15 protein-coding genes are annotated in these 20,450 nt (G+C 65.2%); 14 read left to right on the plus strand and 1 reads right to left on the minus strand.

What is annotated here, in order from left to right; translation table 11 throughout:
* Nucleotides 1-11 precede the first annotated feature (11 nt).
* Nucleotides 12-1,514, plus strand: a complete 1,503-nt coding sequence (locus HY699_13220; protein MBI4516765.1) for an O-antigen ligase family protein — start codon at nucleotides 12-14, stop codon at nucleotides 1,512-1,514.
* On the opposite strand, the gene HY699_13225 is transcribed toward HY699_13220, so the two are convergent.
* A complete protein-coding gene (locus HY699_13225) occupies nucleotides 1,440-3,518 on the minus strand; it encodes a right-handed parallel beta-helix repeat-containing protein (GenBank protein ID MBI4516766.1) in 2,079 nt (692 codons plus the stop codon). The genes HY699_13220 and HY699_13225 overlap by 75 nt on opposite strands.
* A gap of 280 nt (nucleotides 3,519-3,798) precedes the next feature.
* Here HY699_13225 and HY699_13230 point away from each other — a divergent pair, with 280 nt between their 5' ends.
* From HY699_13230 to HY699_13290, 13 genes are all read left to right on the plus strand, one after another.
* Nucleotides 3,799-6,039, plus strand: a complete 2,241-nt coding sequence (locus HY699_13230; protein ID MBI4516767.1) for an alginate lyase family protein — start codon at nucleotides 3,799-3,801, stop codon at nucleotides 6,037-6,039.
* Nucleotides 6,029-7,045, plus strand: a complete 1,017-nt coding sequence (locus tag HY699_13235; protein MBI4516768.1) for a glycosyltransferase family 4 protein — start codon at nucleotides 6,029-6,031, stop codon at nucleotides 7,043-7,045. Before HY699_13230 ends, HY699_13235 begins: the two co-directional genes overlap by 11 nt.
* On the plus strand, nucleotides 7,042-8,361 hold the full coding sequence (locus HY699_13240; protein MBI4516769.1) for a nucleotide sugar dehydrogenase: 1,320 nt from the start codon (nucleotides 7,042-7,044) through the stop codon (nucleotides 8,359-8,361). Before HY699_13235 ends, HY699_13240 begins: the two co-directional genes overlap by 4 nt.
* A 9-nt stretch (nucleotides 8,362-8,370) precedes the next feature.
* Nucleotides 8,371-9,516: a glycosyltransferase family 4 protein gene (locus HY699_13245; protein ID MBI4516770.1), complete on the plus strand. Its 1,146-nt coding sequence runs from the start codon at nucleotides 8,371-8,373 to the stop codon at nucleotides 9,514-9,516.
* Between the two features lie 130 nt (nucleotides 9,517-9,646).
* On the plus strand, nucleotides 9,647-10,300 hold the full coding sequence (locus HY699_13250; protein ID MBI4516771.1) for a methyltransferase domain-containing protein: 654 nt from the start codon (nucleotides 9,647-9,649) through the stop codon (nucleotides 10,298-10,300).
* Nucleotides 10,301-10,307: 7 nt separating this feature from the next.
* Nucleotides 10,308-11,579 (plus strand): glycosyltransferase family 4 protein, encoded by a 1,272-nt coding sequence (locus HY699_13255; GenBank protein MBI4516772.1) that lies wholly within the window; start codon nucleotides 10,308-10,310, stop codon nucleotides 11,577-11,579.
* The gene (asnB, locus tag HY699_13260; GenBank protein MBI4516773.1) at nucleotides 11,579-13,549 is read left to right on the plus strand and encodes an asparagine synthase (glutamine-hydrolyzing); all 1,971 of its coding nucleotides are present in this window, start codon (nucleotides 11,579-11,581) and stop codon (nucleotides 13,547-13,549) included. Before HY699_13255 ends, asnB begins: the two co-directional genes overlap by 1 nt.
* Before the next feature lie 22 nt (nucleotides 13,550-13,571).
* Nucleotides 13,572-13,736 carry a hypothetical protein gene (locus tag HY699_13265; protein MBI4516774.1) on the plus strand — a complete coding sequence of 55 codons (165 nt, stop codon included), beginning with the start codon at nucleotides 13,572-13,574 and terminating at the stop codon, nucleotides 13,734-13,736.
* 17 nt (nucleotides 13,737-13,753) lie between these two features.
* Nucleotides 13,754-14,149, plus strand: a complete 396-nt coding sequence (locus HY699_13270) for a sxtJ (protein MBI4516775.1) — start codon at nucleotides 13,754-13,756, stop codon at nucleotides 14,147-14,149.
* Between the two features lie 5 nt (nucleotides 14,150-14,154).
* Nucleotides 14,155-15,978: a carbamoyltransferase gene (locus tag HY699_13275; GenBank protein MBI4516776.1), complete on the plus strand. Its 1,824-nt coding sequence runs from the start codon at nucleotides 14,155-14,157 to the stop codon at nucleotides 15,976-15,978.
* 151 nt (nucleotides 15,979-16,129) lie between these two features.
* A complete protein-coding gene (locus HY699_13280; GenBank protein ID MBI4516777.1) occupies nucleotides 16,130-16,723 on the plus strand; it encodes a YdcF family protein in 594 nt (197 codons plus the stop codon).
* 140 nt (nucleotides 16,724-16,863) lie between these two features.
* Nucleotides 16,864-18,357: a glycosyltransferase gene (locus HY699_13285; GenBank protein ID MBI4516778.1), complete on the plus strand. Its 1,494-nt coding sequence runs from the start codon at nucleotides 16,864-16,866 to the stop codon at nucleotides 18,355-18,357.
* Nucleotides 18,358-18,407: 50 nt separating this feature from the next.
* On the plus strand, nucleotides 18,408-20,450 hold a 2,043-nt coding region (locus tag HY699_13290; GenBank protein MBI4516779.1), incomplete at its 3' end, for a M23 family metallopeptidase.

Here is a 20,450-nt window from a genome sequence, read left to right on the forward strand (position 1 = left end):
GAGCAGACCGCGTGACCATTCCAGCGACAGCCGCCGCTGCCCATTCGCCCATGCCGGCGGGGTCAGTCACACGCGCCCTGCTAACGTTCGGCACCCTTGGGATCGCAGTCGGCGCTGCGGCACTGGTTCTGGCGGGCGTTCCCACCCGCTGGATGGTTTACGTGGTCGGGGCGCTCTTCTGCGCGCTCGTTGTCTTCTCCTTGCAGGACAAGGAGAGGTTTCTTTATGGGGTGCTCGTTCTCAGCTTTCAAGCCGACGTCTCGCTGCGGTTCGCCTATGAGCGGGCCGGTAGTGAAGGGATGGTATTTCCTCTCACCACGTTCGTCGGCGCGGCCCTGCTTGGCTACTGCCTGATTTGGCGGGCGCCACACGATCAGCCGCCGTTTCGCTGGGGCGGCAAGCTCAGCGTACCGATTCTCTTGTTCTTCGCTGCTTCTGTCGCCTCGCTGCTGCGTACCTCAGAGCGGTTTGTCGGAATCACTCATCTGATATTGCAGGCACAGCTCTACTTTGCGTACTTGCTCGCCCTGAACCTGATCCGCTCTCAGCCGCAGTTGGACCGTACGGTGAAATTGCTCTTTGTCGCCGTAGCGATGCAATCGGCGGTGTACTTCATTCAGAGTGCGACCGGTGAGACCTTCACCCTGGCAGGCGAGGTTCTCGCAGAGAATCCCAACCTGCCGAGACCCGGAGGAACCGTAGCAACCAGTCCGGGAGGCTTCGCGGCCTTCATGCTTCCGATTCTCTTGATCGCCGCGGCCTACTATTTGACCGGCCAGCGCGGCCCTGCCGGACCGCGGCCCGCGATGGTAGCTGCCATGGGCATCGTGGCGCTGGTGCTGACGTTTACCCGGGCGGCTTGGGGCGCATTTGGCTTCGGCATCGTTTGGCTATTGCTCCTGAGCGCCCGCCGGGGCGCGCTGCGTTTGCGACGTGTGGGCTGGGTGGCCGCTGCCACGCTCGGTGCCGCCATTGCCTTCTCGCCGATGGTGGCGGCGCGATTTGCGGAATCCACAGTGAGCGACGCCTACGAGGAGCGGGCAGCGCTCATGCGTATGGCGCTGCGCGTTATAGCCGCGGAGCCACTGACCGGAGTCGGCACCGGAGCCTACGAGCACGCCTTTAAGTCGTATATCGACAGCGAGCTCGACACCGGCTGGGTGTACACGGTGCACAATGTCTACTTGCTGCGCACCGCCGAGACCGGCATTCTCGGTGGAATTAGCCTGGTGGTGTTGTTATTGGCTGCACTCATCCAAGCCCTGCGCCTAACCCGAACGACGCAGGCCGGCACGCGCGCGCTGGCACTCGGCTGGAGCGCTGGCCTGCTGGCCTTCTGCTGGATGATGTATTGGAACATCCTCCAGGGCTACACCTATAATGCCCAGCTATGGTTTTTGATGGGCATGGCCGAGGCCGTCGAGCTGTCGCAGGATTCGTCACGGGATGGGCGTGACCGACAGCAAGTTGGGAATTCCCGGGCGGCCGCTGACAACATCCGCCCCAACATCTGATGCGACACCCGCGGGCCGGGTGTCACCATCGAAGTCGAGCGGCGGCGCGTCGGTCGTTGTCGCCCCCCCGATCAGCCCCGAGCCAGCTTGCAAATGCAGGTCAGTCGGCGAGAGGAAGAGCGGGTCCAATTGCTTAGCGCTGGCCTCGAAGGCGCCCACCACCTGATCCCTCGTGTGAGCGATTCCCGGGATAATCCGCACCACGTTGGTAGCGCCGCTGGCACCCCAGTAAGTATTGTTGCTGTGTATCGGCACCGCCGCCGTCGTGGCGTAAAGGTTACAGGCGAAGCCGCTGCACGGTGTCCCAGCCCGACTGCATACATCCGTGGCATTATTACGCACCGTTGCGACCGCCCCGTTCGGCGAGAGATCGATGCAGGGACCGCCGGTGTTTCGGATCGCGTTGTTCACGATCTTCACATTCGGGATGGTCGAGTCGATCTTGATGCCGGCAGCAGCCACCGTCAGCACGGGGTTGGCGTAGTCTCCACGGCACATATTGTTAGAAATGGTCGCGCCGGCCATGGTTCCGGTGCCTTGTTCCTCCAATTGTATGCACGCGCAGTCTCCGGTGCCGATCGGATTCGGCGGGTAGGCCGCGATTTGATCAGCCGCATGGCAGTTGTTGTAGATCAAGTTGCGATCGATCACGACGTTGTTCGATGTGCAGGTGCCGCCACAGCCTTCGGTCGACGTGGTGACCGAGATACCGTCGCGAAACGTGTCGTGAATGGTGTTGCCGGCCGCAATGCAGTCGTTGCAGTTCTTCAGGATGACGCCCATCCCGAGATTCGTTCCCTTGCCGCCGCCGTCCAACCAGCCGCGGCCGGTGTCGAAGATCGTCGAGTTCTCCACTGTGCAGTGGCTGAGTTGCACGCCGGACGCCCCCGCTGGCGCGCCCGGACCGCCGCCGTAGTGCGCGATGCCTTCAGCCATCGCATCACGACACAGCCCGTTTCGGAAGGCGATGTAGGTCCCGCTGCTGGTGCGCAGGCAGTTGCCGTAGTCATGGCCGCCCGCACCCATCACCTCGACGCCGTCGAACGTCACGTGCTGCGAACCGCCAACAACGTTGAGCGGATGATAGCCATACTTGACCCGGAAACTGCCGCCACTGGGATTCCTGCGAACGGTCATGTAGGCGGCGCCGGTTGCAGCAACGACGCCGTAGGCACCGTCACCGCCCTGGACGACCAATTTCACCCGATGCGAATCCGGATCACTCCCATCGGACAATCGCACTACCAGCGGGTTGCCGCTATTGACCGAGAAAAACCCTCCGCGGGGCAGGCCGTCGTGATCAGCCGCGGCGTCCGAGCCCAACAGCGCCGGGCCATCTGCCCACCACGCCAAGCGTTGCCCCGGCCCGTCCACGGGCGGATCGATCCAAATCTGCGCCGTGTCGCTGTTCGACACATTGAAGCCCGTGGCGCAGTACGTCTCGCTCGGAGCTGCGAGCGACAAACCGGCCGCGCCGCAACATGCATCGTTGGCGCCGCCGGGGCCGTCGCCCCCATCGCTGCATGGACTCCAGACCGACCCCGCATCGAGGTCGGCATCGGCCCCTTCCAGAACCACGTCTTCTCCGGGGAAGTTCTCGATGATCAGCGGAGCGGCGGCGGAACACTGCTTAAACAATGGCAGCACTGTATGCCCGCCGTCGTACCCGCCGCTGGCCAGCTGGTCGTCGTCGCACGAGCTGTAGCGTTTGGCAGCAGTCGAGTCATCGCTGAAACCGGACAATTTGGCGCGATAAGTTCCCCCTCGCAGTTGCAGGACATCACCGCAGGACACCTGCCCCTGCGTCAGGGCGTAATACGGGTGCGCGTAGGGACTGGCGAGCGTCCCGGTACCCGGCGTCGCCGGGCTACATGCCGTGGAAAGCGCGGCCGCGTAGTAGGTTGCGGCCCCTGCCGGAACGGCTCCCGCGAGCAGAGCACAGGCGACCGCAAGCGATCCCAAGCTCGTTGCGGTAGTTTGGTGCTGACTATGTCGACGACCCATCGGCTGTCCTCTCGTAGCAATGGCCGTTCCGGCCGGGACCTAGGTAGGGCGGCTCGGCTCCGCGGCCGAACGCACGTCATATGAACCGTTACCAAACCACTTCCCTGTGTCACTCCGGTGAGGTTGTGTGACGATTGTATCGAACATCCACTCGCTGTCCTGCACACCAAATGCGCCGGCGAGCTTTGACACAGCACCGCCTGCGCAGCTTGCGCGGTTGGTGTGGCACTCGCAGCCCGCAGTACAGCGGCGAGCACGTCTAATCAAACGCTTAGCAACCATGGGCCCAGCCGAGATACTCCATCGCGGGTGGCGCACTGCCGCCAAGCGTATCCCGCGCCGGCGAATCGACGACCGCCTCCCGTTGACCGAGTCGCTCGCTGCTTGTCTGTTGCCCCAGGTCATGGCTGATGACCCCGCACTCTGCTTCGCCACCCGTACCGCTGTGCGAGGCTTCTTTAGCACAAACGAGCGCCCGCGTCTCGCCTCCGTGGCGCGCGCCCATCTGCGCCCCGAGGTGGCGCGGGCCGTTGCCACTGCTGATGCCATCGTGACTGACGGCATCGAACTCCTGGGGCGGCGCTTTCACCCGACGCGACCCGATTTCGACTGGCTGGCCGACCCCGAGCGCGGCCGCTGTTGGCCGCTGGCAGTGCTCGACGACAGCGATGCCGTGCGCGGCGCCGCGGCTGACGTCAAGTTCGTGTGGGAAGTTAACCGACATCAGTTCTTGGTGACGCTCGCCCGGGCCGCGATCTATACCGGCGATGAGCAGTACGCGCGCCACTGCATCACCATGGCGCGCCGCTGGATCGCAACCAACCCCGCCGGTTTGGGCGTGAACTGGGCCAGCAATCTGGAAGTTGCCATGCGCGCGATCTCTTGGGTCTGGACGCTGCAGTTCCTGCTCGGCACGCCCGCGCTGGGCAACGACGATTTGCGCCTGTGGCTGGCGAGCTTGCGCCAGCACCGCGATCATCTCGACCGCCATCTCTCGGTTTATACCGATCCCACCAACCATCTCATCGGCGAGGCCGCAGCGCTGGCGATAGTGGCAATCTGGCTGCCCGAATGGGACAACAGCGCCAGGCTGCGCGATCGCGCGCTCGCCACGCTGGCAGGTGAAATCGAGCGCCAGGTGGCCGAAGACGGCGTCGATCGCGAACAGTCCACCAGCTACCAGCGCTTCGTCCTCGACCTTATCTTGCAAGTCATCGCGCTCGCGCATCGCAATCAGCTGCCGCTTCCCACCGTCCTTGTTACACGCGCGGCCGCCATGCTCGATGCGATCCGTGCTCTCGTCGGTCCCAACCAGCAGGCTCCGCGTATCGGCGACAGCGACGACGCGCGCGGCGTCCCGTTCGTAACTGCCGACCACTGGGATTTTGCGGAGATCCTCGCTCTTGGTGATGCCGTGTTGGGACTCAGTGACTCTGCGCAACTGCCGGCGCGCTACGAAAGTGCGCTGTGGCTCGCCGGGGAAACCGCGCTGGCACAACCCCAGCCGCGCCCCCGGGCCCAGCGCCGTTCGGAACTGCTCGCGCACGGTGGCTACGCGATATTGCGTTCGACTACCGGCCCCGAACAGGACCGCCTGGTCTTCGATTGCGGGCCGCTCGGCTACTTGCCGCACGCCAGCCACGGTCACGCTGATCTGCTCAGCGTACTGGTCGATGTCGGGGGAGAAGAGATGCTCATCGATCCCGGCACCTTTGCCTACTACGACGAGCACGGCCGCCGCGACCTGTTTCGTTCCACCCGCATGCACAACACCGTCGAGATCGGCGGTCGCGATCAGGCCGACGCCTTCGACCCGTTCAAATGGCTGAACCTCCCACGCAACGGGCGCGAGCTGTTCCATCGCGGGCACGGCTTCGACTACGTCGAGGCTTGGCACGACGGTTACCGGCGCTTGCGGCCCGCGGTGCGCCACCGCCGCGCCGTGGTTGGGCTTGCCGGCGGCTGGCTGCTGATCGACTGGCTTGAGGGACGCGGTCGCCACCATTTTACTCGCTGGTTCCACGCACTGCCGGGCGCCGGCGTCGAGCTTGTCGGTGCTGCAACGGTCCGGCTGTCGGCTCCGTCCGGCCGCGGCCGGCTCATCGTCCAAGATCTCGCTGCCGCAAACGCCCTAGAACCAACCATCGTCACCAGCGCTGTCGCCCCGTATTCCGAACGCTACGCCGAGATTACCCAAGCGCCGGCAATTGGTTTCGCCGACCACGCCACGCTGCCAGCCGTGCGCCTGACGCTGCTGGCCGTGCAACCCAGCGACACGCCGCCGCTGCTGGTCAGGGCAGTCAGTGGCGAGCGCCAAGCCGGCGCGGTGTGGGTCAGCCTCGGCGACGCCAGCGGCGCACTGGTTGACGTTGTGGTACGCACCACCACTGCCCCGACGCGCATCGGGGCAATCACCACCGATGCCCGCACCGCCATCGCGCGGCGCGATCGTTCCGGCACAGCCGAACCGGAGGTGCTGCTCTCGGGCGGACGGCAGATCGACGGCATCCGTGCGCACTAGCTTCATCACCTGGTATCCTTACTGCCGCCGCAGCGACACCCTGGCCGCGGCGTTGGGGGGCACCTCGCACCTCATCCACTACTTGTCGTTCAAACGCCCGTTGCAGGCGCCGCTGAAGTATGTGCTGCAAACGGTGGCGACGTTGCACCGGCTGCGCCGGGAACAGCCGGACTGCCTACTGGTGGCTGTGCCGCCGATTTTCGCTGCCTTGCCGGTCTGGGGCTACGCGCGCCGGCGCGGTGCCCGCTTCGTGGTCGACGCCCACACCGGCATCTTCGAGCACGGCCGCTGGCGCTGGCTGCTGCCGCTGACCAAAGCGGTGTTTCGACGCGCGGATGCGGTCATAGTCACCGGCAACCATCTCCGCGATGTCGTCGCCTCCTGGGGAGCGCAACCAGTGGTCATCGGCGATGTTCCGGTACGCTTCGGACCCGGCCGCGCTCCGGCCCCGTGTGCCGGCCCACGGGTGGTGGTGGTCAACACCTTTTCCGTCGATGAACCTGTGGCCGAGCTGCTGGCCGCGGCGCGCATGGTCACCGAAGCTGGCTTCTTCGTCACCGGCGATACGCGCCATGCCAGCCCGGCCTGGTTGGCGGCGAAGCCGGCGAATGTTGTTTTCACCGGCTTTATCTCCGAGCAAGATTACGCCGGGCTGCTGCGCGCGGCTGACGTGGTCGTCGTGCTCACCACGCATGACCACACCATGCAGCGCGGCGGCTATGAGGCCATGGCTTTGGGCAAACCGCTGGTGACATCGGACTGGGGGATACTGCGGGAGACGTTTTCGCGCGGCACCGTGCACGTCAACAGCGAGCCCGTGACCATCGCCGCCGGCATTCGCCGCGCCCTGAGCGAGAGCCGGCAGCTGAGTGCAGAGATGAGCAGCTTGCGACAGGAGCGGCAGACCATCTTCGAGACCAGGCTGAGCGAGCTGCTCACCGTCATTGGTAGGGCGGCGCCGATACCGGAGCCGCTCCGCGCCACCGTGACCCAGGAGTTGCGATGAAGGTCGCAGTGCTCGGCATGGGCTACGTCGGCTGCGTCACCGCAGGTGTGCTGGCGCGCGAGGGCCATCACGTCGTCGGAGTCGACGCCAATGCCTCCAAGGTGGCGATGCTGGCGCAGGGACAATCGCCCGTCCTCGAGCCGGGTCTGCCCGAGCTGATCCGGCGTAGCCACATCTCCGGCCACCTGAAAGCCACCGCCGAGGCAGCCGATGCCATCGCGGCCGCTGAGGTCATCATCGTCTGCGTCGGCACCCCCAGCAACGGCAACGGCGGGCTCGACAGCCACGCCCTCGAACGCGTAGCCGCTCAAATCGGCTGCACCATCGCACGGCACGACGGCTATCCCGTCGTGCTCGTCCGCAGCACGGTGCTACCGGAAACCCTGGAAGAGGTAATCGTGCCGGTTCTCGAGCGTGGCGCCGGTAGTCGCGTTGGCGACGGCTTCGGCTTGGCGGTCAATCCCGAGTTTCTGCGCGAGGGCAGTGCCGTCCACGACTTCGACTCGCCGCAGTTCACCCTCGTGGGCACAGCCGAGCCGCGCTCGGCGGCCATCGTGCGGCGCTTGTACGGCTTCCTCAAAGCTCCGGTGTTCGTGACCGATCGCCAGACGGCGGCGCTGGTCAAATACGCATCCAATGCTTTCCACGCGATGAAGGTGGCGTTCGCCAACGAGATCGCCGCCATCAGCGGCGCGGTTGGCGCCGACGCCAGCGAGGTCATGCGCCTGTTCTGCCTCGATCACAAGCTGAACTTGTCGGCGGCCTATCTGAAGCCCGGCATGCCCTTCGGCGGCTCGTGTCTTCCAAAGGATCTGCGGGCGTTGCTTTACAGCGGTCGCCGCCGCGATGTGCCCCTGCCGCTGCTGAGCGCGACGTTGAAGAGCAACCGGGTACAGACCGCCATGTGCATCGAGCGCATTCTCGCCTTCGGGCGTCCGCGCGTCGGCATCTTCGGCTTGGCTTTCAAAGGCGGCACCGACGATTTGCGGGAGAGCCCGACCGTGGCGATCGTCGAGGCGCTGCTGGGCAAGGGCATTTCGCTGGCGATTTACGACGGCCGCGTTTCGCTCGCACACCTGGTCGGCTCAAACCGCGACTACGTCGCCCAGCATCTTCCCCACATCGAGAGCTTGCTGCGACCAACGCTGGAAGAAGTCGTCAACAGCAGCGACGTGCTCGTCATCGGCAACAACGACGAGGAATTCCACTCACTGCCGCAGCGCATGCGCTCGGAACAGACATTGATCGACCTGGTGGGCGTGACGGCGGCGAACGGCGCACTTGCCACGGATCGAGTCAGCGCCGCCGGGCGCTGAGTGCACGCCATGTTATCCAACTCAATCGAGATCGAGGCTTCGGCACAACGCGACGCGGTTGCCAGCGCGCCGGCGGCCGGCCACGGCGGCGTATTGCTCGTCGGCAACCTACCCGACGGCCCGCTGGTCGGTGGTGTCGAGGTCGGCGTGGAGATGATCTTGCGCTCCGACCTAGTCGCCCGCCACGGCATTCGGCTCTTCAACACCGCCCGGCGGCATGACCCGAACCGCCCGCTGCGCCAGCGGCTGGCCTACCAAGCCCGGCGGTTCATCGAGTTGGCAGCGGAGATCACCCGCAACCGTCCGCGCCTGGTGCACGTGAAGGCGACCGTCGGCATCAACTTCTGGCAAGGTGCGGGTTACTGCGCCATCGCGCGCGCGCTCGGCCGCCGGGTGCTGTTGCAGTTGCACGGCGGCGACCTCGACAGCTGGTACTGGCAACATGGCCCCTGGGGCCGCTCGGCAATTCGCCGGGCGCTGCGTCTTCCGTCTGAAATCTTGGTCCTCTCGCAATACTGGCGCGACTTCATCGCCGGCCTTCAGCCCGGCCACCCGATTCGGATTCTGCCCAACGGCGTGCGCCTCGAAGACGCGCAGCCGCGCACCTGGAACGGTTCCACCCACTTACGCGTAGTGACACTGGGCGCGCTCGGCGAGCGCAAAGGCCACTTCGATATTCTCGCGGCGGCGGTGCGGCTGCGCCAGCAAGCGATCCGCTTCGTGTTCGCCGGCGCCGGGGAGTTCGGCGGTGAGGAAGCGGCACTGCGAGCGCGCGCCCGGGATCTGGGTGTCGAGCATCTGGTGGAGTTCACGGGCGCGGTGACGGGACCGGAGAAGTGGCAACTGCTGGCGCAGAGCGACGTCTTCTTGCTGCCGTCGCGCGGCGAGAACATGCCGAACGCGGTACTCGAAGCGATGGCCGCGGGCCTGCCGGTGGTATGCACGCCGGTGGGCGCGCTGCGCGACATGATGACTGAAGGCGCGATGTTCGTCCCGGTGGGCAACCCGGCGGCGATCGCCCGCGCGCTGTTGGATCTGCAGCAGTCCCCGCAGCTGCGGGTGCATATGGGCCGCGCCAATCGCGCCACCGCGGAATCGCGGTTTGCCTTTACAGCGGTTGCCGCCGAGCTCGGCGCGATTTACGCGGAGTCATAGAATGGAGACTTCCCGACCACTGGATCCGCCGTCAGCGAAAGTTGCAGCCGCGCCGCCACCGTCATCTGTGCACTTCTATGATTCGCTCTGGGCCGCGACCGGCCGCGTGGATCAGCACCACAAGTGCCGCATGGACGCTCTGAAGCGCATGATCGCGGCGTTGCCCGAGGCAAAGCCAACGCAGCGGCGCATTCTCGAGCCCGGCTGCGGTAGCGGCATCATCTCCGAGTTTCTCGCCCGCTATGGCCGCGTCACCGGAATCGACCAGTCGCCGGTCGGTGTGCAAGCGGCGCGCACTCGCGGCCTCGGGCGCTTTGTCATCGGCACCCTACCCGACATCCCCGTTGCCGAAGACGGCTTCGATCTTTGCGTGCTCTCTCAAGTTTTGGAACATCTTGCCGATAACGACCAAGCCGTGCTGCTTACGCGCCTGCGCGAAAAGGTGCGGCCTGGCGGCCATCTGATCTTGACCGTACCGAATCGGCCGGTTTCGTCCCGGATGCGCTTTGCAGCGGGCGAACTCCAGCCGATCGAGAACTGGCAGGACACCGCCGACGTTCATCGTCTCCTGCGGGAGACCGGCTGGCAGGTGCTGAAGACCCGCTTCGCCTTCAATTTCTTTCCGGTTGCGGCCAGCAGGTATCTGCTGGTACGCGCTGCCCGATACGTACTGTATGACATTCTGGGACTGCGAGGCATCCTGGAACATCTGCTGGAGTCGCCCAGCCGGGGCGACTGTATCGTCGTATTGGCAACAAGGGCCGCATCTACGCCGGCGGCATGAGCTGCGCATGAATCCCACTTCGAATGCGGCGATGGCGGCACCGCCCGCAGCCACGGCATCGGCCGCGCCGCTGCCGAGCTCCGCTATGCGCATCCTCTACCTCAATTACGAGTGGGACGCGCGGGAGTCGAGCGGTGCTGCCCGGCACCTCGCCGAGCTGACACGCGAACTGCGCTCCCTGGGGCATACCGTAGTCACTTGCGACCGGCACCGCGCCCCCGACCCGGCACCAGGCGGCGAGCCTGGCCGCGATCACGACTGGCTGCGTCTTCTGCGCGCTCGCCTGAGCCCTAGGCTACACGAGTCAGCGGCGCTCGCGCGCGCCGTCCGTGGCATTGCGCCGGAGATAGCGCTGATCCGGCGGCATCAGCCTGACGTTGTCCTCACGCGTCACTCGTTACATCAGTTCTCCAGCCTTATCGCCGCGCGCCGCTGCGGCATCCCCATCGTGTTCGAAGTCAATGCGCCCTTGGCGCACGAGTATCGGCGTTATCTCCGCCAGTATCGCTTACTGCCGCAACTGGCCGAATGGAGCGAGGCACAGACCCTGGCCCGCGCCGATGGCGTCTTCGTCGTATCCAACGCACTCAAGCGCTACTTCGCGGCGCACGGCGTGATGGAAGAGCGGATTAGCGTGATCCCAAACGGCGTCGATCCAGCGCGTTTCAATCCCGCCGTCGCCGATGCTGAGGTGCGCGCCCGCCTCGGACACGACCGAGTCATCGTCGCCTTCGTCGGCAGCTTCGCCAGTTTTCACGGTGTCGAGCTGTTGCGGCAGGCTATCGTAGAAGTGCTCCCGCGCCGCCTAAGTGTGACCTTCTTGATGGTTGGGAGCAGCCCATTGTCCGCGGCACTCCAGGGCGAGTGCCGCGCGCGCGGTTATGAGGATCGGGTCGAGTTTGCCGGGTTCGTGCCGCCGCAACAGGTCCCCAAGCTCATGGCGGCCGCTGACATTCTGCTGGCTCCTTACGCCGCCGAGGAGTTCTTTTACTTGTCGCCGATCAAGCTTTTCGAGTACCTGGCATGCGGGCGGGCCGTGCTCACTGCTCGCCAGGGGCAGATGGCCGAGGTCGTTGCCGACGGAGAGAACGGCCTGCTGTACGACCCGAGGTCCCCGAATGCGTTCATCGCTCAGCTGCTGCGCCTGATCGACGATCCGATGCTGCGTGCGCGTCTCGGCTTCAACGGGCGCCGGACGGTAGAGCGGGGGTACACGTGGAAAACCAATGCTGAGCGAGTCGCGGCAGTTCTCAGCCGCGCCGGCGTGCGGGTGCACTGATGTGCGGCATTTGCGGCATCTACTACTTCGATCGCTCGCGCCCGGTTATTGAGCGCGATCTGACCGCTATGCGCGACACCATGATTCATCGGGGGCCCGATGGCGCCGGCAATGTCGTGCGCGGCCATGTCGGCCTCGGCCACCGTCGCCTCAGCATCGTCGACCTGGCGGGCGGCCACCAGCCGATGGCGAACGAAGACGAGAGTATCTGGATAACGTTCAATGGGGAAATCTACAACCACCGCGAGCTGCGGCCACGTTTGGTAGCAGCGGGCCATACCTTCAGGACGCGCTGCGACACGGAGGCGATCATCCACTCGTATGAGCAAGATGGCTGGCACTCGGTCTCTTCGCTTCTGGGCATGTTCGCCTTCGCGATTTATGACCAGCGTGCCAACAGACTCGTACTGGCGAGAGATCGCATCGGCATCAAGCCGCTCTATTACCGCGTGACTACCGAAGCCCTGATCTTCGCTTCCGAGATCAAGGCCATCATCGCCCATCCCAGCGTAACCGCAGAGGTCAACTGGCCGCGCGTGCCGGACTTTCTACGCTACGGCACTGTCTACGGAGAGGAGACCCTTTTCGCCGATATCCGCGAACTCCCGCCGGGGCATGTTCTGGTCGCAACGCGTAGCGGAGTCGAGGTGCAGCAATACTGGGACTTGCCGGACGCGCCGGTGGTCAGCGGTAATGAGGTTGAGCAGCGTGAGCAGGTAAAGCGCCTGCTCCGCCAGTCGATCCAGCGGCGCCTGATGAGCGACGTCCCGCTCGGCGCATTTCTGAGCGGCGGCCTCGATTCGAGCTTGCTGGTGGCGATGATGAACGAGCTCACCGGCGCGCCCGTCAAGACCTTCTCGATCGGATTCACCGAGCCGGGCTACGACGAGTTTCGCTACTCGCGCATGGTTGCCCAGCGCTACCACACGGATCACACCGAGATCGTTCTCGATGCCGAGCAGTTCTGCGAGGCGCTACCAGGATTGGTCTGGCACTACGATGAGCCAATCGGGCTGCGTGCCAGCGTCCCGCTGTATTTCTTGTCACGTGCGACCAAGGGCAACGCCACCGTCATTCTGACCGGCGAGGGCGCCGACGAGCTGTTCTTAGGATACGACCAATACGACTGGGCGCGCCGCCACGCTCACCTTGCCGCAGCCTTCCAACGGCTTTGCCCATCGCCGTTGCGCGAGTCATCTGTTCGCCTCGCTCAACGCGCCCTTGGGCGCGAGCACTTGCTGTTCGAGCGCCTGTTGATGACACCAGCGGCCCTGGCCGCCTCGTTCAACGAATGGGTCCCCGCAGATGTGATTGCTGACCTGCTCCAATCCGACCCAGGTTCCGGCAACGGTCACGGACGGCCGCCTGCGGATGCATGCTGCGATATTTTCGCTAACGCGCCGGCTCAGCGGGATTTTCTTTCCCGCACCACCTACCTGCACTTCAAGACCTTCTTGGTTGCTCTTCTAATGAAGCAGGACAAGATGTCGATGGCCGCCTCGATCGAATCGCGGGTGCCGTACTTGGACCACGAGCTGGTCGAATACGCCTACCGCCTACCGACAAACCGCAAGCTGAGCCGCGGCCTGGGCAAGAAGCTGCTCAAAGAGATCGCGGCCGACTACTTGCCGGCCGAACTCATCAACCGCCCGAAGCGGGGCTTTCCTGTGCCCCTGATCCCTTGGCTCGAACGGCCGGCAACCCGCAAGTACTTCGCCGACGTGCTCCTGGACGGCCGAACGCTCGGGCGCGGCCTGCTCAATCGGCGTGCCGTCGAGGCCCACCTTCACCCACTGCGTACCGGCGACGCCAATGCCGCACGCAGCAACAGCTACCTGATCTGGAACCTGGTTAACTTCGAGCTTTGGCAGCGCACCTTTGTCGACACCCTTGCGCCGGCCGCCATTCAAAACGTCCCGCCACTTCGGGGCGGCACCGACGGCTCAATGACCACCACCTCTTCGGCTTGACCCCGCAAAAGGAGGCGCCACCATGTCGAATCCGACCATTTCCCTCTTACTCGAGTTCTGGGCCTTTCTGCGCGTGCGCAAGAAGTGGTGGCTGGCGCCGATCGTCGTCGTGTTGGTGCTGTTCGGCTCCCTGATCGTGTTCGCGCAGGGCTCGGCGCTGGCACCGTTCATTTACACCATCTTCTAAACCTCTGGAGCGGACACTTGGACCACATATCGAAATCCGACTTGCACAAGTTCGGCCTGACGGTCGGGCTGGCTTTTGTGTTGCTCGGGACGCTGAGCTGGGCGCGGGGGCACGACCTCGCTCCCCGCGTGCTATGGACCCTCGGCGCTTTGTTGGTGCTGCCCGGCCTCCTTGCGCCGACCCTGCTTCGACCGGTGCAACGCGTTTGGATGGCCGCAGCCGGCGTACTGGGATACGTGAACACGCGCGTCATTTTGGGCGCGTTCTTCTACCTCATCCTCACACCGATCGCATTGCTGCTGCGCTTGGTGCGCGATCCACTGACCCGTTCCCTGGATCCATCGCTGCAGAGCTGCTGGGTCAAGCGCACCCCACAGCCGGTCAGCCGCGAGCAATACGAACGCCAGTTCTAACCGCCATGACGACGATTCTGGGCATATCCGCCTACTACCACGACTCGGCCGCCTGCCTGGTGCGCGATGGCGAGATCGTCGCCGCCGCGCAGGAAGAGCGCTTCACGCGCAAGAAGCACGACGCCGGCTTCCCGCATCACGCCGTGGCCTATTGCCTGCGCGAGGCCGGGCTGCGCGTCGATGAGCTCGACTACGCCGGCTTCTACGACAAGCCCCTGCTCAAGTTCGAGCGCATCCTCGAAAACTATGTCGGCGTCGCTCCGCGCGGCTTGCGCTCATTTCTGACCGCGATGCCGGTGTGGTTGAAAGAGAAGCTCTTCACGCGCGAGGAAATCCGCGTGGCGCTCGGCGGATTTCGCGGCTCGCTGCTGTTCACCGAGCACCACGAGTCGCACGCCGCGAGCGCCTTCTACCCTTCCCCGTTTGCCGAAGCCGCCGTGCTCACCATGGACGGCGTCGGCGAGTGGGCCACCTCCTCGTATGGCATCGGCCGCGGCAACGACCTCGACCTGCTCGCCGAGCTCCAGTACCCACACTCTCTCGGCATGCTCTACTCCGCCTTCACTTACTTCACCGGCTTCAAGGTGAACTCGGGCGAATACAAAGTGATGGGCCTCGCCCCCTACGGCGAGCCCCGCTACGTGGATCTGATTCTCGACAAGCTCGTGCAGCTCAAGGATGACGGCTCGTTCAAGCTGAACATGGCGTACTTCAACTACCTGCACGGGCTCACCATGACCAACGGCGCCTTCAGCCGGCTCTTCGGCGGGCCCGCACGTCAGCCCGAGTCGGCGCTGACGCAGCGCGAGATGGATCTGGCCGCCTCGATCCAGAAGGTTACCGAGGAGATCATGCTGCGCATGGCGCGCCACGTGCACCGCGAGACCGGCATGGAGAATCTCTGCCTCGCCGGCGGCGTGGCGTTGAATTGCGTCGGCAACGGCCGCCTGCTGCGCGAAGGCCCGTTCAAGCGGTTGTGGATTCAACCCGCTGCCGGTGACGCCGGCGGGGCGGTCGGCGTGGCGCTGGCCATCTGGCACAAGGTGCTCGGCAACGCGCGTCGCCCCAACGCGGCTGGGGACGGTATGCACGGGTCCTATCTCGGACCCGCGTTCGGCGATGCGGAGATCGAGCACTTTCTCCGCTCGGCCGGCGCCTCCTATGAACGGCTGCCGGCCGATGCCCTGATCGACCGCACTGCGGAACTCCTCGCACAGGAACGGGTGGTCGGCTGGCTGCAAGGGCGCATGGAGTTCGGGCCGCGTGCGCTCGGTAACCGCAGCATTTTGGGCGATGCCCGTTCACCGAAGATGCAGTCGGTGATGAACCTCAAGATCAAGTTCCGCGAGAGCTTTCGCCCGTTTGCCCCGAGCGTCTTGCGCGAGCATGTGGCCGAGTGCTTCGAGCTCGATGAGGATTCGCCGTACATGCTGCTGGTCGCCCCCGTGCGAGCGGAGCGGCGGCGGGCGATGACCGCAGCGCAGCAGCAGCTCTTCGGAGTCGAGCGGCTGCTGGTGCCGCGCTCCGATATTCCGGCGGTGACACACTTGGACTACTCGGCGCGCATCCAGACCGTCCACGCCGACACTAATCCTGTCTATCACGCGCTGCTCAGCCGCTTCCACGCCCTGACCGGCTGCCCGGTGCTGGTCAACACCAGCTTCAACGTGCGCGGTGAACCGATCGTGTGCAGCCCGCGCGATGCCTACTTGTGCTTCATGCGGACGGAAATGGACAACCTCGTGCTCGGCTCCTGCTTACTCGACAAGCAACGCCAACCGCCGCTGCGGGACGATGTCGATTGGCGCAGCCTCTACCAGCTCGATTAGCCGGTCCGCGACGCTTGACCTCAAGTGAACTCAACCCAAGAAAGCACCAACGATGCGGCGCCGGCGAGCGGTGGTGTGCGGACTGACCTTGGGATTGGCATTGAGTGGCTTGCTCGTCGCTCGCCGCCCTCTGCTCAGAGGCGCCGCACAGTTGCTGATCGCAGAAGATACCGTTGCGCCCGCCGACGCGATCGTGGTGTCGATCGCCAATGGCGCAGTCGGCGTCTTCGAGGCCGCGCGGCTCTACCATGACGGGATGGCCGCCACCATTGTCCTGCCCACCTGGGCGGCCGGAGCCGTGGATGACGCCATTCGGCAGTTGGGCATCGCGCATCCGCGCGCGACGGCCTTGGCGCAGGAGATCTTGGGCCGCAGCGGGGTTCCACCACACGCCGTCAAGATTCTCCCTGAGCCGGTGGACGGAACGATGACGGAAGTAGCCGCAGTAGTCGCCTTCGCGCGGCAACACCGGCCGGCGAGCTTACTGGTTGTGACCTCGCGTAGCCACAGCGCGCGCACGCGCTGGCTGCTGCGGCGTGCATTGGCCGGCAAGACCCGGGTTATGGTGCACAGCCCGAAAATGGACGGATTCGCCGCCGACTCCTGGTGGCGTTCACGCGAGCAGAGCCGCGAAGTCATCAACGAGTACCTCCGCTGGCTCAACGTCTTGGCCTTGGGCGACCCTTGGGCACCCGCCGCCGCTTCAACGCAAGAACGGCCGGCAGCCGCCGAAGGACGCCGGTAAATGCCAATAGGAGCTGCGGCAACCGCCCGCAGCTGTCATCGAAACTCATCCAACGCTCGCAATAAATCGGGTCACCTCCCGCATCGGTGCACATCGGCGGCTTCTTCCTCTCTCTCCGGTTGCCAGTTGCGAGTACAATAATGAACGGTTCCACGCTCACGGCCGGGGCTTCGGCCCGGAATATCGGCGCGCTGCGCACGCACGGCGTCCTCTTCGCCGTCGTCCTGCTCGGGATCTTGGCCTCATTGGTTTATTTCAGCTGGTGGGTCGAACGCCTCGGGTTGAATTCCCCCTGGCTCTGGCTCTCGCTGATCTTGATGGCCGCCTACGTCGTAGCGCAGATCTATTCGGCCTGGGCGCTCTATCTGCACGTCGAGACGCCGGCAGCCGTGGCGGCACCGGCGGGGCTCTCAGTGGATGTCTTGGTGCCGGTGTACAACGAGCCCTACGAATTGGTCGAACGCAGTCTCGCCGCGGCGGTCGCCATTCGCTACCCGCATCAGACCTACCTGCTCGATGACGGACCGCACCCTCGGCTTGCGGCGCTGGCGGCGCGCCTCGGGGTTCACTACCTGACCCGCGCTGGCAACGGCGATGCCAAGGCCGGCAACGTCAACGCCGCCTTGGCCCGAACGACCGGGGAGTTCGTGACCATCTTCGACGTGGACCACGTGCCCGAACCGAACTTCCTCGGTGCGGTCCTCGGCCACTTCACCGATCCCGCAGTCGGCTTCGTGCAAAGCTGGGTGGGGTTTCACAATCACGGCGACTCGCTGGTCGCACGCGCGGCGGCCGAACAGGGGTTTGACCCGTACGGTCCGACCTCGATGGGCATGTACGGCTGCGGCGCCGCCCCGGTGTGGGGCAGTCACTGCACGTTTCGCCGCCGGGCGCTGCAAAGCATCGGCGGACACCAAGCCGGGCTGGCGGAGGACCTCCACACTTCACTGCGGCTGCACGCCGCCGGCTGGCGCTCGGTGTTCGTACCCAGCCTCGACGCCCGGGGTCAGACCCCCAGCGATCTGATCGGCATCACCGCCCAGCACTTCAAATGGTCGCGCGGCGTCTTTGAGGTGCTCTTCACAGTCTACCCGTGCTTGTGCCGGCGACTGACGTTGCCGCAAAATGCCGCCTACCTGGTGCGCCTGACCTATTATCTAATCGGGCCGATCTTCCTGGCCCACGCGCTAGTCACCGCCGGCGTGCTGCTCTTCGGCAGCAGTGCCGCGGTCCGGGAACTGTGCCAATACTTGCTGCGCCTGGCTCCGCTGGCGCTAGCGGTGGTGTTGGTGCGCCAGCTAGCGATGCACCTCTGGCACTTGGAGGTGGATGCACGCGGGCTGACCTGGCGTGGCTACGCTCTGTCCTGCACTCTTTGGCCCGTCTATACGCTGGCGCTGTTGTGCGCGCTCCTGCGCGTGCGCATCCCCCACCTGCCGACGGCGAAGCAAAAGGCGGCGCACTCGCAACTGCCGGCGGCGCTGCCGCAGCTCACTTTGATGGCCTTGTTGTTGGCGGCCGTGGTGGTGCACCTGAGCGGCACCTGGGGCCTCGCGGATGCCGTCGTCATGGTGTTCGCCCTGCTCGCCACCGGTGCTCAGAGCACCGCTGCTTATGCGGCGCTGCGCCCGTAGCACCGCTGCCTTTCGGTAACACCCCTCATGCCCGGTACGGTAATCACAGGATGAGCCAGGATGTATTGCGTGGCTTTGGGCAACTTGCGCTCTTGCGTGTGGGCCTGCTGCTCGCCAGCACCACCGGCAGCCAAGCCGCCCAGTGGCCGATCACTGATTTCCAGGCGACCGATACCGTGAACGAATACGGCACTTACGACATCGTGGTTCCGGACCGCTACCACACCGGCATCGATCTGCGCGGCCCGGCTGATCCATGCCTGTACGACACCCCGGTGTTTGCCGGCGTCGAGGGCAGCGTGGTGCTGATTCAGCAGCTCGGCCCTTGCAGCACGCCGCCAAGCGGCGTCTGCCCAGGTATCGACTGTGCCGATGGCGCCTTGGGCCGGACGGTGATCGTTCGCGGCGATGACGGCCTGTACTATCTGTACGCCCATCTCGACTCGATTACCCCGGGCTTGCAGCTGCACCAGGGCGTAAGCGCCACGACCCCGATCGGGATCATGGGAAATTCCGGCGGCGGCGTCGCCCGCCGCGGGCGCTGCCCCGGCCTGCAGAACTGCGGCAGCACCAGCTTCGCCCCGCATCTGCACTTCGAGGTCAAAACGGCGCCCGTGCTCGGAGCGCCGGCCAGCCCACAACAAATGGGTTACAGCGCCGTTGCACCCGACTATGCCGGCTACCGCGACCCGGTGCGGCGGATCGCTCCGCTCACCCCAATGGTGCCGGCAGTGGTGCGGGTATTGGCGTCTTCGCTTGACGTGCGGCCGCTGCCGGGTTTCCAGTTCCCTGCCATAGTGCAGGCGAGTCAGGGCACCAAGTTCGTTGCCTTCGAGCGCAGCGGAACTTGGTTCCACATTCACTTGGTCGCCGACAAAGCAAAGTCGCTCGACGGGTGGATTGCCGCCGACCACCCGAGTTGCCCGAACGGAAGCTGTTCCGAGATCGACACAACACCGGCAGCCGTCGTGGTGGTCGTGCGCCCAGCCGTCCTGGGCTCGGTGGACGCGCGCCAGCAACCGGCTTCCGACTCATTGCGCATGGCCGGTTTATGGGAAGGCCAAGCGTTCGCCCTGCTCGGCACGGCCCAACCCCAACCGGGTGACGGGTGTATCGGAGAGTGGCTTGCCCCACGCTCGGTCACTTACACCTGGGCATGCAGCGCCACTCCTGAAGGCGTCGCACTGGAGCTGCGCACCGTGCCGCCATGTTATTGCCAGACACCCGGATTCTGCGAAGAGGCGCAGGGCGCTACGTGCAGCGATGAGGGCGCCTGCCAATATCCCCCGGCAACCGGCGCGCCGTGCGACGATGGTGAGCTCTGCACCATCAGTGATACCTGTGATGAGTCGAAGCAGTGCGCTGGAGCGCCGATCAGTTGTGACACGCCGGGACCGTGCGAGACCGGACCCGGGCAATGCAACGGCGCCGGCTGCGATTATCCGCCTGCCACCGGCAGTGCATGCGACGACGACAGCCTGTGCACCGGCAACGACCAGTGCACTATCAGCGCAACCTGTACCGGTTCGCCGCTGTGCGACCCGTGTCAACTCTGCGACCCCGGCAGTGGCTGCCTGGGGCCACCGTGTACGCCGACCGCCACGGCCACCGCGACCGCTACCGCAACACCAAGTGTCACCGCTACCGCGACGCCGACTTTGACCTCGACACGGACACCAACCGACACGGTCACCGCCACCCCTTCTCGCACGCCCACTTACACCAAGACCGCGACCGCCAGCCGCACACCAACCGATACTCGAACACTAACCCCCACGCGAACGGCAACCGCGACCCGTACTCGCACGCCTACTGCCACGACCACTTCCACAGCAACACCGACCACCACCGCCACCGACACCCCAACGGCCACTCACACTGAAACCCCGACCGCGACGCCGACTCCCACGGACACTTCCACAGCAACACCGACCACCACCGCCACCGACACCCCGACAGCAACTCACACCGACACTCCGACCGCGACGCCGACTCCCACGGACACTGCCACAGCAACACCGACCACCACCGCCACCGACACCCCGACGGCCACTCACACCGAAACTCCGACCGCGACGCCGACTCCCACGGAC

This window comes from Deltaproteobacteria bacterium (assembly GCA_016210005.1).
Taxonomy (GTDB): Bacteria; Desulfobacterota; Binatia; order HRBIN30; family JACQVA1; genus JACQVA1.

Bases quoted from the DNA above. Each gene is read 5' to 3' on its own strand.
- HY699_13240 (MBI4516769.1), top strand. From the start codon at position 7,042: ATGAAGGTCGCAGTGCTCGGCATGGGCTACGTCGGCTGCGTCACCGCA.
- HY699_13225 (MBI4516766.1), bottom strand. From the start codon at position 3,518: ATGGGTCGTCGACATAGTCAGCACCAAACTACCGCAACGAGCTTGGGA.
- asnB (MBI4516773.1), top strand. From the start codon at position 11,579: ATGTGCGGCATTTGCGGCATCTACTACTTCGATCGCTCGCGCCCGGTT.
- HY699_13255 (MBI4516772.1), top strand. From the start codon at position 10,308: ATGAATCCCACTTCGAATGCGGCGATGGCGGCACCGCCCGCAGCCACG.
- HY699_13250 (MBI4516771.1), top strand. From the start codon at position 9,647: ATGGACGCTCTGAAGCGCATGATCGCGGCGTTGCCCGAGGCAAAGCCA.
- HY699_13275 (MBI4516776.1), top strand. From the start codon at position 14,155: ATGACGACGATTCTGGGCATATCCGCCTACTACCACGACTCGGCCGCC.
- HY699_13245 (MBI4516770.1), top strand. From the start codon at position 8,371: ATGTTATCCAACTCAATCGAGATCGAGGCTTCGGCACAACGCGACGCG.
- HY699_13230 (MBI4516767.1), top strand. From the start codon at position 3,799: ATGGGCCCAGCCGAGATACTCCATCGCGGGTGGCGCACTGCCGCCAAG.
- HY699_13285 (MBI4516778.1), top strand. From the start codon at position 16,864: ATGAACGGTTCCACGCTCACGGCCGGGGCTTCGGCCCGGAATATCGGC.
- HY699_13265 (MBI4516774.1), top strand. From the start codon at position 13,572: ATGTCGAATCCGACCATTTCCCTCTTACTCGAGTTCTGGGCCTTTCTG.